Raw genomic sequence first — 1,269 nt, 5'->3', positions numbered from 1 at the left:
AAGGTGCCCAGCACCGCCACGCTGCGCCAACGCCTGGAGAAGCTCGCCGCCAATGACCTGCAGGCGCGCACCTCCACCTGGTCCACCACCCTGCTGTCGCTGGCCGAGGCGCCCATCACCGCGGAGAAGGGGCATGTCTGCCTGGACATCGACACCCTCGTGATGGACAACAGCAACACGAAGAAGGAGGGCGTGACGCCGACCTACCAGAAGGTCGACGGCTACACCCCCATCGCGGCGTATCTGGGCAACGAAGGCTGGTCTCTGGGCCTGGAACTGCGTCCCGGCAAGCAGCACACCATGAAGGAGAGCAACGCCTTCCTGGAGCGGGTGCTGCCGCGCGCCTACCCACTGACTCAGGCGCCGCTGCTGGTGCGCGAAGACAGCGGCTTCGACAGTCAGGAACACCTGGCGCTGCTGGAACAGCAGCGCCAGGCCTGTGCCGATGACGGGCGCGTCCTGGACTACATCGTCAAGTGGAACCCCCGCCGCTCGGCCAAGGACGATTTAGCCACCTGGCAGGCCGTCGCGGAAGACTATTGGGAAGAACTGCGACCCGGCAAGCGTCAGGCCCTGTGGACACAGACCGTCTCGATCCGCGACAACGACAAGGTCGAATACGTCGTCAAGCGCGTGATGCGCCTGGTCGAGCGCACCGCCGATCACGATGGCCAGCTGCTGATCGAACCGGAATATGAACTGGAAGGCTGGTGGACCAGCCTGGACGAGGCACCGGAGGCGGTGATCAAGCGCTATCAGGCACATGCCACTCACGAGCAATTCCACAGCGAGATCAAGACCGATCTCGACCTGGAGCGGCTGCCCTCGGGCAAGTTCGCCACCAACGACCTGATCCTGCATCTGGCCCAGCTGGCCTACAACATCCTGCGGTTGATGGGGCAGCTCGGCATGACCGGCGAGCTCAGTCCGGTGCGTCATCCGGCGAAACGCCGGCGGCTGCGCACGGTCCTGCAAGAGCTGGTGCATCGTGCCGCCCTGGTGATCCACAAGGCGCGGCAGATCATTCTCGATTTCGGTCAGGACATCGGGCGCATGACGGTGCTGAAGACCCTACGCACCCGGTTTCGGTATCCCAAGGCAGCGCCATGCTGACCGGGCGATCCTGGCGGAGAATCAGCAAACCGACGCTGCCACACTGGCCGGCGGGAAAGGCATGCCTGGCTGTCGCAAATGGCGGTGAAAGGGTGGTGAAACAGGCCGTCAACAGGGGGCAAGGAGGCCGATATCGTCCTGGTCAGTCATCACCAG

General features: G+C 64.2%; 1 protein-coding gene. It reads left to right on the top strand.

What is annotated here, in order from left to right; all coding sequences use genetic code 11:
• Positions 1-1,113 (top strand): IS1380 family transposase (locus DFO68_RS15400; protein WP_133484470.1); only part of this gene is annotated, 1,113 nt, incomplete at its 5' end.
• Positions 1,114-1,269 lie beyond the last annotated feature (156 nt).

Origin of the sequence: Halomonas ventosae, assembly GCF_004361885.1 — a bacterium.
GTDB lineage: Bacteria > Pseudomonadota > Gammaproteobacteria > Pseudomonadales > Halomonadaceae > Halomonas > Halomonas ventosae_C.
This window is presented reverse-complemented; position numbering and strand designations above follow the sequence as displayed.